General features: G+C 63.4%; 13 protein-coding genes. 7 read left to right on the forward strand and 6 right to left on the reverse strand.

Features of this window, described 5'->3' with window-relative positions; genetic code table 11:
- The first annotated feature begins 611 nt into the window (after positions 1 to 611).
- The gene (locus EOA28_RS10245; protein ID WP_128298365.1) at positions 612 to 998 is read left to right on the forward strand and encodes a DUF2794 domain-containing protein; all 387 of its coding nucleotides are present in this window, start codon (positions 612 to 614) and stop codon (positions 996 to 998) included.
- A gap of 92 nt (positions 999 to 1090) precedes the next feature.
- Here the strand turns inward: EOA28_RS10245 and EOA28_RS10250 are convergent, their stop codons facing one another.
- From EOA28_RS10250 to EOA28_RS10265, 4 genes are all read right to left on the reverse strand, one after another.
- A complete protein-coding gene (locus EOA28_RS10250; RefSeq protein ID WP_127253723.1) occupies positions 1091 to 1681 on the reverse strand; it encodes a GNAT family N-acetyltransferase in 591 nt (196 codons plus the stop codon).
- 115 nt (positions 1682 to 1796) lie between these two features.
- The gene (locus EOA28_RS10255; protein ID WP_126080432.1) at positions 1797 to 2537 is read right to left on the reverse strand and encodes a Bax inhibitor-1/YccA family protein; all 741 of its coding nucleotides are present in this window, start codon (positions 2535 to 2537) and stop codon (positions 1797 to 1799) included.
- A 240-nt stretch (positions 2538 to 2777) separates the two neighbouring features.
- Positions 2778 to 5276 (reverse strand): ABC transporter permease, encoded by a 2499-nt coding sequence (locus EOA28_RS10260; RefSeq protein WP_189341996.1) that lies wholly within the window; start codon positions 5274 to 5276, stop codon positions 2778 to 2780.
- Positions 5277 to 5457: 181 nt separating this feature from the next.
- A complete protein-coding gene (locus EOA28_RS10265; protein WP_127252466.1) occupies positions 5458 to 6153 on the reverse strand; it encodes an ABC transporter ATP-binding protein in 696 nt (231 codons plus the stop codon).
- 82 nt (positions 6154 to 6235) lie between these two features.
- On the opposite strand from EOA28_RS10265, the gene EOA28_RS10270 reads away from it, so the two are divergent.
- Together EOA28_RS10270 and thpR are read left to right on the forward strand one after the other, a co-directional pair.
- Positions 6236 to 6898 carry an arylesterase gene (locus EOA28_RS10270; protein ID WP_127252467.1) on the forward strand — a complete coding sequence of 221 codons (663 nt, stop codon included), beginning with the start codon at positions 6236 to 6238 and terminating at the stop codon, positions 6896 to 6898.
- Positions 6899 to 7016: 118 nt separating this feature from the next.
- Entirely contained in the window at positions 7017 to 7610 is a 594-nt protein-coding gene (gene thpR, locus EOA28_RS10275) for an RNA 2',3'-cyclic phosphodiesterase (protein ID WP_126080428.1), read from the forward strand.
- On the opposite strand, the gene EOA28_RS10280 is transcribed toward thpR, so the two are convergent.
- Positions 7517 to 8032 (reverse strand): low molecular weight protein-tyrosine-phosphatase, encoded by a 516-nt coding sequence (locus EOA28_RS10280; protein ID WP_127252469.1) that lies wholly within the window; start codon positions 8030 to 8032, stop codon positions 7517 to 7519. The two genes, thpR and EOA28_RS10280, sit on opposite strands and share 94 nt — an antisense overlap.
- Positions 8033 to 8135: 103 nt before the next feature.
- Between EOA28_RS10280 and EOA28_RS10285 the strand changes: the two genes are divergently transcribed.
- The 4 genes from EOA28_RS10285 to EOA28_RS10300 all read left to right on the forward strand — a co-directional run bounded on the left by EOA28_RS10285 (position 8136) and on the right by EOA28_RS10300 (position 11688).
- Positions 8136 to 8429 carry a 4a-hydroxytetrahydrobiopterin dehydratase gene (locus EOA28_RS10285; RefSeq protein ID WP_127252471.1) on the forward strand — a complete coding sequence of 98 codons (294 nt, stop codon included), beginning with the start codon at positions 8136 to 8138 and terminating at the stop codon, positions 8427 to 8429.
- A gap of 389 nt (positions 8430 to 8818) precedes the next feature.
- Entirely contained in the window at positions 8819 to 9181 is a 363-nt protein-coding gene (locus EOA28_RS10290) for a YkvA family protein (RefSeq protein WP_127252473.1), read from the forward strand.
- A gap of 354 nt (positions 9182 to 9535) precedes the next feature.
- On the forward strand, positions 9536 to 10042 hold the full coding sequence (locus EOA28_RS10295; RefSeq protein ID WP_127252475.1) for an invasion associated locus B family protein: 507 nt from the start codon (positions 9536 to 9538) through the stop codon (positions 10040 to 10042).
- A gap of 299 nt (positions 10043 to 10341) precedes the next feature.
- On the forward strand, positions 10342 to 11688 hold the full coding sequence (locus tag EOA28_RS10300; RefSeq protein ID WP_189341994.1) for a glycosyl hydrolase: 1347 nt from the start codon (positions 10342 to 10344) through the stop codon (positions 11686 to 11688).
- Positions 11689 to 11736: 48 nt separating this feature from the next.
- On the opposite strand, the gene EOA28_RS10305 is transcribed toward EOA28_RS10300, so the two are convergent.
- On the reverse strand, positions 11737 to 12077 hold a 341-nt coding region (locus EOA28_RS10305; RefSeq protein WP_189341995.1), incomplete at its 5' end, for a chloride channel protein.

Genomic DNA, 12077 nt, shown 5'->3' on the forward strand with positions numbered 1-12077 from the left:
CGCGATCGACCATCCGAATCATCTCCCCTTCATGCCGAACATACGGAATCACCAACTCAGTTCCGTGCAAAGCCCTCCTTGTGGGAGAAGGTGGATCGGCGCGCAGCGCCGAGACGGATGAGGGGTGCTCTAGCTTGGCCATAAGCTCGAAACCGCCACCGCCTCATTCCTTCCAACACCCCTCATCCGACCGAGCTTCGCTCGGCCACCTTCTCCCACAAGGGGAGAAGGAAAAATAAAAAACCGGCGTCAGCTTGCTTCTGACGCCGGTCATTCAGGTTTTGGGATCGTCGCACCTGATTTTTCCAAGGAAAAACCGAGGTTGGTTCGATCCGACGCTGACCCGTGGGCGGGGGGCTTGGGGTTTACGAGCCGGTGCCGGACCGAACCGTCTCAGGCAACGCCGGTAAACTCGTCGGAGATTGGGGCATGAGCGCGGATTATTTGTGGCGAGATTGTGGCAGAGGATCACCAATTCCAACACATGTTTCGCAAACGTGACTGGACGATTGGGAAAGCGCGCGACCGTGCGCATGCCTGGCTGGCCCTTGCAATTCGATCCTGAAAGCGCGAACCTTGGCCGGCGCATGATTCAATCGAAGGATCGAGGCATGACCGATCACAGCGGCGGGACGGAGGATGGGGAAGCATCCGGAATATTGATCCCGTTGCACGAGGCGCGCAGCGCACGCCTCGACCAGCCGGTGCGATTCGACCGGCGCGAGCTCGATCAGATCCTGAGGCTTTACGGACGCATGGTGGCGGCCAATGAATGGCGCGACTATGCTATAGATCATCTCACTGATCGCGCTGTCTTTTCCATCTTCCGCCGGGCCAGCGAAGTGCCGCTGTTCCAGATCGTCAAGGACCCCAAGCTGGCGCGCCGCCAAGGCGCCTTCGCCGTCATCGCGGCAGGCGGCCGCATCCTCAAGCGCGGCCAGGAACTCGGCCGCGTGCTTGGGGTCTTCGATGCCAAGCTGAAGGTCGTCGAGGCTTAGGGGAAAAAAGAGGAATTGAGGAACTGAAGAATTGAAGAACTGAGGAAAAGGGCGCCTGACGCGCCAGTTCGCAGCCGTCTTTCTTCAATTCCTCAATTCTTCAGTTCCTCAATTCCTCTCAATTCCCGAAACCGCCGCTCCGGCAGCGAATCAGGATCAGGTGGCAGCTCTGCGCCGCCATTCAGCGACAGCTGCATGAACACCGTGTCCAGCCAGCGCCCGTGCTTGTAGCCTGATCCTTCCAACCGCCCGGAATGGTGGAAGCCGAGCTTCTCGTGCAGCCGTACCGAGGCGCTGTCGGCACGGCCGTCGCCGATGACCGCGATGATCTGGCGGAAGCCAGCCGCGCGCGCCGTTTCGATCAACGCCCGCATCAGCAGCGAGCCGACGCCCTGCCCCTTGGCCTCGGGCGCGACATAGACCGAATCCTCGATGACGAATCGGTAGGCGGGGCGCGGCCGGAACGGTCCGGCATAGGCGTAGCCGAGCACGGCGCCGCCCTTTTCCGCCACCAGATAGGGGAAGCCGCCCGCCGCCAGAGTGTCGAACCGGTTCCCCATTTCAGCGCGGGTGGGCGGCTCCAGCTCGTAGCTCGCCGTGCCGTGGACGACCGCATCGGCGTAGATTTCAGTGATCCGGTCAAGGTCGGCCGCAGTCGCAGCCCTGATCGCAATATTGCTCATAATCTATGCAGTTTGTTTTCCTGCCTCGATAACAGCAAAGGCATGCAAAAAAGGAAAGGGCGGCCGTTGGGCCGCCCTTTCGCAACTCTATGGTCCAGTGAGACCGGTAACGCCCTTAGCGGCGGTCGCCCATGAACTGCAGCAGGAACATGAACAGGTTGATGAAGTCGAGATAGAGCTGCAGGGCGCCCATGATCGCCTTGCGGCCGGCGACGTCGGCGACGTCACCCTCGAAATACATCTCCTTGATCCGCTGCGTGTCGTAGGCGGTGAGGCCTGCGAATACCAGCACGCCGATCGCCGAGATTGCGAAGGCGAGCGCCGACGACTGCAGGAAGATGTTGATCAGCATCGCGATCAGCAGGCCGATCACGCCCATGATCAGGAACGAGCCGAACGCCGACAGGTCACGCCTGGTCGTGTAGCCGTAGAGCGACAGACCGCCGAAGGCCGCGGCCGTGGCGAAGAAGGTCTGGGTGATGCTGGTGCCGGTGTAGACGAGGAAGATCGTCGACAGCGACAGGCCGACAAGGCCGGCATAGACCCAGAACGTGGTCTGCGCCGCCGCCACGCTCATCGACTGGATGCGGAACGACAGGAACATCACGGCGGCGAGCGGCGCCAGGATGACGACCCAGCGGAACGCGCTGGCGTAAATGAGCTGGCCGAAACCAGTCAGCTGGCCGTCGCCGGTGACGGCGAGGTGGAAGGCGCCCCAGGCGGCAAGGCCGGTAATGAGCAGGCCAAGCCCCATGAGGTTGTAGACTTTGATCATATAGGCGCGCAGGCCCTGATCGATATCGACGCGCGCTCCGGAGGCGGCGCCCGTCTGGTAGTTGCGAATGGGATCAGCCATTGGAAATCCTCTGTTGCTTCTGCCCCGTCCGGTGACAGGTCCGCTTGGATTGATCCCTGGACCAGGCGCCGCTGGCGGGGCTCCAGCATGCCTGTTGCGAAATATGATAGTTCTTGACGTCAAGAACAAGACGGTAACGGGTCGTAACGCTTTGTGAGAGTGCGAAAGGTCGGTTTTTGGGCCTTCCGCCGGGCATTCTTACAGAGATTTAATCGGGCCGGGACTTGGAGCCGCGCTCGGTTAGAGGTTGCGCAGCACCGGCGCCGCCTTATGGCCGAGCACCCGCCAGGTGCCGGCAAGGCCGATGCCGACGGTGACCGTCAGCGAGACCAGGATCGTCGCCACCGCCACCTCCGGCATGAAATGCGACGGCAGCGTCATGATATGCGCGACCACGAACCAGGCGGCGATACCGCCGGCGGCCAGCGCGAACAGCGCTGTCGCAAGGCCGATCAGCGCATATTCGAGCGAGAAGGCGGCAATCAGCGTCCGCCGCGTCGCGCCAAGCGTCTTCAGCACCACGGCGTCATGGATGCGCGCCCGGTTGCCGGCGGCCAAGGCGCCCGAGAGCACCAGCACCGAGGCGATCAGCGCCACGCCGGCAGCAGTGCGGATCGCCGTCCCCAGTTGCGCGACCAGCCGGTTGACGATGTCGAGCGCGTCCTTGACGCGCACCGTCGTCACCGCCGGGAAGGCGCGGGTGACGGCGTTGAGCAGCCTTGCGTCGTCGGCCGTGGAGGCTTGTTTGTCGGTCAGCGTCGCCAGCCAGCCATGCGGCGCCCCGGCAAAGGCGTTGGGCGAGAACACCATGACGAAGTTGATGCCCATCGTCTCCCACTCAACCTGGCGGAAATTGGCGATCTTCGCCGTGACGTTGCGCCCCAGCACATTGACGGTGACGCTGTCGCCGAGCTTCAGCCCGATCGCCTTGCCCTCCTCGGCCGAGAAAGACACCAGCGGCTCGCCGGAATAGTCCTGCGGCCACCACGCGCCTTCGGTCAGTGTCGCATTCTCCGGCTGCCTGGCGTCATAGGTCAGGCCACGGTCGCCGCGCAGCACCCAGGCGCCGTCGGCCGGGATCTTCACCTTGTCGACGTCGACGCCGTTGAGCGCCATGATGCGGCCGCGCAGCATCGGCACCTTGACCAGCGCTCCCCGCGGCGACTCCTTGCCGATAAGGTTGGCGAAAGCATCGACGTCGCTGCTCTGGATGTCGACGAAGAAGAAGTTCGGCGCCCGCTCCGGCAGGATGCCAGAGATCTGCCGCCTGAGATTTCCGTCGATCAGCGCCAGCGTTACCAGCAGCGTCAGCCCGAGACCGAGCGACAGCACCACCGAGGGCGTCAGCGCGCCCGGACGGTGGATGTTGCCCACCGCCAACCGCAGCGAAACCGAGCGCACGCGCGGGCTCTTCCTCGCCGCCCACTGCACCAGCACGGCCACCAGCCGCAGCACCAGGAAGGCAAAGACCGTGGCGCCGACGAATATCGAGGCGATGCGGTAGTCGTTGGCCGAGAGGATGGCCAGCGCCGCCAGCGCAACGACGATCGCCAGCGCCGCACCGGCATAGGGCAGACGTGGCAGGCCGCGGCTTTCGAAGCCCATCTCGCGGAACAGCGCGGTCGCCGGCACATCGCGGGCGCGGCCGAGCGGCAGCAGCGCGAAAGCCAGTGTCACCAGCAGGCCGAACAGCGCCGCCATGGCCAGCGCGCCTGGATAAAAGCCGCCTTGCGCCGGCACGGGGATCACGGATTGCAGAAGGGCGCTCGCCACGAACGGCATTGCGGCGCCGAGGATCAGCCCGAGCACGATGCCGAGGCCGGCGATCAAAAGGATCTGCACGAGATAGACGGTGAAGACGAAGCCGCCCGAGGCGCCGAGGCTCTTGAAGGTGGCGATGACGCCGCGCTTGCCGTCGAGATAGGCGCGCACGGCATTCGCCACCCCGACGCCGCCGACCACCAGCGCCGTCAGCCCGACCAGGGTGAGGAACTGCGAAAAACGCTCGATATTGGCCGACAGCGCCGGCGCCGCGTTGCTGCGCGTGCGGATCGACCAGCCGGCCTGCGGGAAATCCTTCGCGGCTTGAGCCTGGATATCCTTGATCCGCGCTTCGGAAGTCCCCTCCGGCAGCCTCACCTTATAGGCGTTCTCGACCAGGCTGCCCGGCTGCACCAGACCGGATGCGGCGAGGCCCTGGCTGGAGATCATCAGCCGCGGCGCGAAGCCGAAACCGTCCGACACCGCGTCCGGCTCGCTGACCAGCCTCGCCCGCAGCTCAAAAACGGCGCTGCCGAGCTTCAGCCGGTCGCCGACGTGAAGATTGAGCCGCTCGAACAAAAGGTCTGGCGCGGCGGCGCCGAACACGCCGGACCTTTCGCCGAACAATTGCTCCTTAGGCAGCGCCGGATCAGTCACCAGCGCGCCGTAGAGCGGATAGGCGTCGTCGACGGCCTTGGCCTCGACCAGCGCCTGGTCGGAGCCATCTTCCAGCCGCGCCATCGAGCGCATGCCGGAGGTCTGCGAAACCGTGCCGAGGCTCCTGATGAAGCCAAGCTCGGCATCCGAAGCGCTGCGCTGGTTGACCTGAAAGCGCAGATCGCCGCCGAGCAGCGTCTGGCCCTGGTTGGCGACGCCTGCGCTGATCGCCTGCGCCACCGAATTGACGCCGCCGATCGCCGCGACGCCCAGCGCGATGCAGGCAAGGAATATCATGAAGCCGGACAGGCCGCCGCGCATCTCGCGCAGCGAGAAGCGGATGGCGAGCTTCAATGTCCGGAGCCAGGCCCCCTCATCCGGCCGCTTCGCGGCCACCTTCTCCCCGGTGGGGAGAAGAGGGAGGTGCCGGCCCCGGCGATCTCTTCTCCCCTCGGGGAGAAGGGGGCCCGAAGGGCCGGATGAGGGGGTCTCCGCCATGCGATTATGCCGTCACTTTAAGCTGAGCAGCGTCCTCGATCCGCCCTGAGCGCATCGACACCTGGCGCGCGCAGCGCGCGGCAAGCGCCGGATCATGCGTGACCAGCACCAGCGTCATGCCGCGTTCCGCCGCCTTGGCGAAGAGAAGATCGGCAATCTGCTTTCCCGTCGCCTGGTCGAGATTCCCGGTCGGCTCGTCGGCGATGAGGAGGCGCGGCGAGGGCGCCAGCGCCCGGGCGATCGCCACGCGCTGCTGCTCGCCGCCGGAAAGCTCGCCCGGATAATGCGTCACACGGTCGCTCAGCCCGACCGCCGCGAGCTCGCGCGCGGCCACCCCGAACGGATCGGCATGGCCGGCGAGCTCGAGCGGCACCGCGACATTCTCGAGCGCGGTCATGTTGGGAATGAGGTGGAAGGACTGGAACACGATGCCAATGTTGCGCCCCCGAAACGAAGCAATCTGATCTTCGCCTTTGCCGTTGAGCAATTCGCCGGCGATCCGGACCGTGCCCGAATCGACCCGTTCCAGGCCGGCAAGAACCATCAGCAGCGTGGACTTGCCCGAGCCCGATGGGCCGACAATGCCGGTGGCTTGCCCGGCCGCCACGTCGAGGCTCACGCCCTTCAGCACATGGACGGAGGACGCGCCCTCGCCGAGCGTCAGCGATACGTCCCTCAACGCGATGACGGCTTCTGTCACAATAAAAGCGCCCTATATGTGGAAAAAGGAGACGGCCCGTGTCTCCTTCCTTGGGTTGTTTCGGTCATATGGGGCTCGCCGCATGGCATTCAAACATCGTTTTGCCGCAGCCCCCGTCGTTTTCGCAGCCCTCATCCTTTTCCTTGGCCTTTGCGGCGCCATTTCGTCGGCGCACGCCGCCACCTTCACCATCGTCGGCTTCGGCGACAGCCTGATGGCGGGCTACAGTCTCGCCCCTGGCCAGGGTTTCACCGACAGGCTGCAGGCAGCCTTGAAGGCGAAGGGCCTCGACGTCACCGTGGCCAATGCCGGCGTGTCCGGCGACACCTCGAGCGGCGGGCTGGCGCGGCTCGATTGGTCGGTGCCGGACGGCACAAGGCTGGTGATCCTCGAGCTCGGCGCCAACGACATGCTGCGTGGCCTTTCACCCGACATCGCCGAAAAGAACCTCGACGCCATGCTCGGCAAGCTGAAGCAGCGCAACATTGCGGTGCTTCTGGCCGGCATGCGCGCCGCGCCCAATCTCGGCGCCGACTACCAGAAGGCGTTCGACGCCATCTATCCGCGGCTTGCGGAGAAATACGGCGTCCCCCTCTATCCGTTCTTCCTCGACGGCGTCGCCGGCCACGCCGACATGCAGCTGGAAGACGGCCTGCATCCCAACCCCAAGGGGGTCGACATCATGGTCGAGCGTATCCTTCCCGTGGTCGAGAAGGCCATTGCCGCGAATGGCGGTGCGTCGTGAGACCGAAAAGCCACGCTTTCCGCTGGGGAAACATTGTGGACAACAAACCGCTTGCCCCGCGCTGATATCGATGATTCGCTAGGGCCGAGAGTTTCGATTCGAGGACAGGAGGCTTCACATGCCACGTCTTTTCACCGCCCTCGAAATTCCGCGTGATGCCGCTCTCTCCTTGTCCCTGCTCCGGGGCGGGCTGCCCGGGGCGCGCTGGATCGACGTCGAAAACTACCATCTGACGCTGCGCTTCATCGGCGATGTCGAAGGCCATGTCGCCGATGAGATCGCCAACGCCCTCGACAGGGTTCACCGCCCCTCATTCCAGATGACGCTCTCGGGCGTCGGCGCCTTTGGCGGCAAGAAGCCCCATGCGGTATGGGCCGGCGTGTCCGCCTCGCCGGACCTGACGGCGCTGCAGGGCGAGATCGACCGCATCTGCCAGCGGCTCGGCCTACCGGCCGACCCGCGCAAATTCTCGCCGCATGTGACGCTGGCGCGCCTGCGCAACGCAAGCCCGCTCGACGTCGCGCAATATCTTTCGGCGCGCGGCAATTTCGCCGCGTTGCCCTTCCGTGTCGGCCGCTTCGTGCTGATGTCGTCGCGCGATTCGGTTGGCGGCGGCCCTTACATCGTCGAGGAAGCCTGGCCGCTGGTCGCCGAAACGCTCGCCTCGAGCCGCTTCGCCAGCGCCTCCGACGCCTCGCGGATCATGCGGTAGACCGAAGCGAAGGCCTCGGCGCCGTCATAATAGGGATCCGGCACGTCCGCGGCCCTTCCCGTGGCGAAATCCAGATAGAGATGGACGCGGTCTCGCGCGGCCTGCGGCGCCAGCGCATTGAGGTCGCGCACATTGGCCCGGTCCATCCCGAGGATCAGGTCGAAGCGCGAAAAATCCCCCGGCAGCACCTTGCGTGCCCTCTGCCCTGAAATGTCGACGCCATGCTTCGAGGCCACCGCGATCGAGCGCCGGTCCGGCTCCTGGCCGGCATGCCAGCCGCCGGTCCCGGCCGAATCGAGCAGCATTTCGTGGCCCCGGCCACGCTCGGCCCAGACGGCGCGAAACACGCCCTCGGCGAGCGGCGAACGGCAGATATTGCCGAGGCAGACGAACAGAACGGAATTTATGGGCTTTATGCTCATTCGATATGCGCCGTTTGTGCATTTGGAACCCCAAAACCACAAAGCAGCTTTGGGCGACTTGCATTATGGTGGGGTCAAATTCGAGATAGCACGGGAAATCATCATGACGAGAGAAAAACTAAGCAAGGACGCGATCGCCGCCGCTCTGGTCGAGCTCGACGGCTGGTCGCTCGCCGCCGACGGCGCGTCGATCAAGCGCAGCTTCGTCTTCAAGAATTTCTCCGAGGCCTTTGCCTTCATGACCCGCGTGGCGCTGGCCGCCGAGAAGATGGACCATCATCCGGATTGGTCCAATGTCTACAAGACCGTCGACGTGACGCTGAACACGCATGACGCCGGCGGCGTGACGGCGCTCGATATCGAGTTGGCAAAGCGGATGAACCGGTATTTTCACTGAGGGCGAGGCGTCGTCACTTCGTCATCCACGGGCGGAGCGACGCGAAGCGGAGCGCAGACCCGAGGATCCATTCCGTGACCGTGGTCGAGGATTGTAGCGGAGCAGAATTCTGCACCGTGAGCGGCGCTCGAAGGTAACGGAATGGATCCTCGGGTCTGCGCGCGTCGCTTCGCTCCTTGCTTCGCCCGTGGATGACGATCGGAGGAATAGCTCGGCCAATCGCCAAACTGAGGCGATTGCCACCAACCAGCATTTGAAGTGCTGTGGCGTCTCGTTCCGATTTTCCGCCCAACCAACCCCTAGACTCTTGCAGGAGCCCCCCGCTTTCACCACATCTTTCGCGGCGGGTCGGCACGCATGGGTTGCGCGCGGCCGCCAAGGAGCGATTGATGACGCAAGGTTCCGGTTTCGATTTCGTCGGGTTCGGCGACAAGCTTGCCGGCGAAGGCGAGATCCGTGACAAATTCTGGCGCACCGCCAAGAAGGCGGCGCGGCAAATTCCGTTCATGGACGAAGTCGTCGCCGCCTATTACTGCGCCATGGACAAGAATACGCCGCTGCGCGCCAAGGCCACCCTGCTCGGTGCGCTTGGCTATTTCGTCCTGCCGTTCGATTTCATTCCCGATTTCGTCGTCGGCCTCGGCTACACCGACGACCTTGCGGTGCTGACCGCGGCGATCACCGCCGTCAGCGCCCATATCACGGCCGCCCACAGGCAGGCCGCCAAGGACGCGCTGGCCGACAAGGGCTGACGGCCGCTTGCTCAGCCCGCAAATCAGCGCGCGCGAAAAGACAAACTCTTGCCGTTTTCGTGGCATCCAACTCCGCGCCGGGACGTCGCGCCAGCCGCTTTCAACGGTGGCGGCGCGACTGCATGTCGCCCAAAACTGCGTAGCGGTTTTGGGATAACGACATGCACAAGAAAAGAGACCCAAGCACGTCGCTCGAACCCTTCGGCGTGATGTGCCTTGGGTGGGCGGTTTCCTGGGGTGAGTTCCTTTTCTCGTGGACGATTCACCGTTTGGTAACCCTGATTAAATCAAAATGAAGCGACGGCAGGACGCCACGCGGCCCGCCTCCGCACCATTTGGAATACGGGAAGAACGATGCGCGGATTGATTGCTACAATTTCCAGCCTGGTCCTGGCGGCCGCCTTCGCGCCGCCGGTGCTGGCGCAGCAGGCGACCAAGATCGGCCAGCACAACGCCTGGGGCACCTACAGCTATCAGTCGCAGGCCGGCAAGGTCTGCTATGTGCTGACTGTGCCGACCGACAAGCAGCCGCCGTCGCTCGACCATGGCGACATGTTCTTCTTCGTCAGCCAGCGTCCCGGACAGCAGGTTTCCTACGAGCCGCAGTTCATCGCCGGCTACAACTTCCAGGAAGGCTCGAAGGCGACCGTCACCATCGACAAGAAGAGCTTCTCGATGTTCACCCGCGGCAAGTCCGCCTGGGTCGAGAACGCCGCCGAGGAGCCGGTGCTGATCGCTGCCATGAAGACCGGCACCGACATGAAGGTGCAGGCGAAGTCCGGCCGCGGCAACCCCACCTCCTATGTCTTCTCGCTGAAGGGCATATCGGCCGCGCTGGCCTCGATCGCCAAGTGCAAGTAGGCAGGGACCGAGTCTGAATCCGATGGCCGGGCCGCAAGCCCGGCCTTTTTCATTTGAGAGCAATTCCGGAAAGAATGTGAAACGGATTCGATGCGCAATTGCGCATCGGAGAGCGGGTTGGCGTTTTCATGAAATGAGCATCAGATCCTACGGCTATTTTGTAGATGAATAGCGGAATGGGTGTTACGGCAAAGCAAGGCTGGTTGCTATGGTGGGCATGTATGGCTCAGACCGGCAAGATGAGGACAACCCGAGGCCGAGCCATATTCCCCCGCGAGCGGACCGGAAGGAACCCTTTCGTGAGCGCCCAACACCAGTGTCTTGCGATCGCCGCGATGTTGGCTCTTTGGTCTCAGGATTCGCGCGCCGACCCAAGAGCCGCCGTTGCGACCGCGGATTTTCTGAACAGCATCGGTGTCGTCAGCACATTTCCTGACCGGGGCCAGCCTTTGGCTAAGACCGTCGAGATGGTCCGCTATTGCGGCTTCCGGTGGGTGAGGGCGGGAATAGAGGGGTTAACTGACAACGGCCCCACGACCATGCAGACCTTTCTGGAACTGCATCGGCAAACCGGTGCCAGGCTGAGTTGGGGACTGGTGAGCGGTGGGTCTGACCTGAAGAGGTTGATGGAAACCGGCAAGGTATTGGCGCAGGCCGACGCGCTGCTGGCTTTTGAGGGCAACAACGAGCCAAACAACTGGGCTGTTGAGTATCGAGGCGAGAAAGGCGGTGGGCGCGGGTACTCCTGGATGGCGGTCGCGAAATTGCAGCGAGACCTTTACCACGCGGTCAAGACGGATCCGGCGCTGGCGAAGTACCCCGTGTGGTCGATTTCGGAACCGGGAGCGCAAAATGACAACGTTGGCCTTCAGTTTCTTGCAATTCCTCAGGACGCTGAAACCTTGATGCCGGACGGCACCAGATATGCGGACTACGCGAATGTACACAACTACCTCTACCACCCGCATTCGCCCTATCCGGCCGACAACAAGGTGTGGGATGCTGCCGACCCAACCTATGCTTCGCGGGTCGACGGACTATTCGGAAACTTCGGTCTGACATGGTCGAAATGGTTCCGGGGCTACCCGCCTGAACAACTTGAAACACTGCCGCGTGTCACGACCGAGACGGGAACCAATATCCAGGGACCGGTCACCGAAGAGTTGCAGGGTTTGAATTTGTTGAATTTGTATTTCGCACAGTTCAAGCGTGGTTATGCCTACACTTCGGTCTATCTGCTGAGGGACCGCACCGATGAGGCCGGCAACCAGTCGTTCGGTTTCTTCAGGCCCGATTATTCACCCCGCAAGGCCGCGACCTACCTTCACAACGTTACGACTATTCTGACTGACGAGGGTACGGTCGCTACGTCCGGCACGTTGGATTACACAATCGCGGACCAGCCTCCAACAGTTCATGATCTTCTCCTGCGGCGCAGTGATGGGACGTTCCAACTGGTCGTCTGGGACGAACGGTTGAACGACCAGGACCAGGTGACCGTGCGCCTTGGCGCCACGGCGACTTCCATAAGCATCTATGATCCGACTGTCGGCACCGATCCTGTCCGGACAGTGAAGAACACGACCTCGCTCGACCTTTTGCTCAGCGATCATCCGATTGTAATCGAAATCTCGTCTGCCAGATAAGCTGGCGTTTTTGGACAAGCAGGCCGGGTCTCAATCCGGTCCTCGCTTTCACAGCGGCTGTTCTGCCCCGGCAACCCTGCGCCGCCGGATCGCCTCGGCGATGAAGACGCGCGACAGCGCGTGGTAGAGCGGCTCGTTGGAGATGAGCCTTGCCGTGCCGTAACCCAGCATTGCCGCGCACATCAGCGCGATGACATTATCGTGATTGCCGGTCATTTCGAGGATGATGACGAAGGCCGTCATCGGCGCCTGCACGACGCCGGCGAAATAGCCGGCCATGCCGAGCAACGCCGCGGTGCCAGTGGCCATGCCGAAGACCAGGCCCAGCGTGCTGCCCAGCCCCGCGCCCACCGCCAGCGACGGCGCGACGAGGCCGCCCGGAATGCCCG

This window comes from Mesorhizobium sp. M2A.F.Ca.ET.067.02.1.1 (assembly GCF_004023285.1).
Classification (GTDB): Bacteria; Pseudomonadota; Alphaproteobacteria; order Rhizobiales; family Rhizobiaceae; genus Mesorhizobium.

Excerpts from the sequence above, each read along its gene's own strand:
- EOA28_RS10295 (WP_127252475.1), top strand. The coding sequence starts at position 9,536 with ATGCGCGGATTGATTGCTACAATTTCCAGCCTGGTCCTGGCGGCCGCC.
- EOA28_RS10260 (WP_189341996.1), bottom strand. The coding sequence starts at position 5,276 with ATGCGCGGCGGCCTGTCCGGCTTCATGATATTCCTTGCCTGCATCGCG.
- EOA28_RS10250 (WP_127253723.1), bottom strand. The coding sequence starts at position 1,681 with ATGAGCAATATTGCGATCAGGGCTGCGACTGCGGCCGACCTTGACCGG.
- EOA28_RS10290 (WP_127252473.1), top strand. The coding sequence starts at position 8,819 with ATGACGCAAGGTTCCGGTTTCGATTTCGTCGGGTTCGGCGACAAGCTT.
- thpR (WP_126080428.1), top strand. The coding sequence starts at position 7,017 with ATGCCACGTCTTTTCACCGCCCTCGAAATTCCGCGTGATGCCGCTCTC.
- EOA28_RS10270 (WP_127252467.1), top strand. The coding sequence starts at position 6,236 with ATGGCATTCAAACATCGTTTTGCCGCAGCCCCCGTCGTTTTCGCAGCC.
- EOA28_RS10245 (WP_128298365.1), top strand. The coding sequence starts at position 612 with ATGACCGATCACAGCGGCGGGACGGAGGATGGGGAAGCATCCGGAATA.
- EOA28_RS10280 (WP_127252469.1), bottom strand. The coding sequence starts at position 8,032 with ATGAGCATAAAGCCCATAAATTCCGTTCTGTTCGTCTGCCTCGGCAAT.
- EOA28_RS10255 (WP_126080432.1), bottom strand. The coding sequence starts at position 2,537 with ATGGCTGATCCCATTCGCAACTACCAGACGGGCGCCGCCTCCGGAGCG.
- EOA28_RS10285 (WP_127252471.1), top strand. The coding sequence starts at position 8,136 with ATGACGAGAGAAAAACTAAGCAAGGACGCGATCGCCGCCGCTCTGGTC.